The sequence below is a fragment of the Pedobacter sp. 05L430 genome, from assembly GCF_056397585.1.
The window spans coordinates 1-376 of sequence record NZ_JBFTNT010000658.1; the positions used below are offsets into that span (position 1 = coordinate 1).

A 376-nucleotide genomic window follows, 5' to 3' on the forward strand; every position below is an offset into this window, starting at 1 on the left:
CCTTGGTAGCATTAACCATCCTTGGTAGCATTAACCATACCTTACTTACGCTAGAAGTCCTTAAAGCAAACCAGATCTCTGTAGAGGGGCTAATATTCAACGGCCCTGCAAATGCGGAGACAGAAAATTACATCCAGAACTATAGCGGGGTTAAGGTAATTGGAAAAGTGCCTTTTATGAGTCGAATCGACAAAGAACATATCATCACTGCCGGTCAGCACATTAACTTATAAAATATACGACATAAAAAAAGGGAGCTAATAGCTCCCTTTTTTTATAACTTAAGTTATATCTATTTTACTGCATCAATTACAGCTTTAAAAGCTTCTGGATGGTTCATAGCTAAGTCAGCCAAAACTTTACGGTTTAAACCGAT

Annotated in this window: 1 protein-coding gene; it reads left to right on the top strand. The window is 37.8% G+C overall.

Going from position 1 to position 376, the window contains the following annotated elements; genetic code table 11:
• Nucleotides 1-233, top strand: a 233-nt coding sequence (gene bioD, locus AC1DG9_RS27840) for an ATP-dependent dethiobiotin synthetase BioD (RefSeq protein ID WP_477635809.1), incomplete at its 5' end; no start/stop codon positions are given.
• Nucleotides 234-376 lie beyond the last annotated feature (143 nt).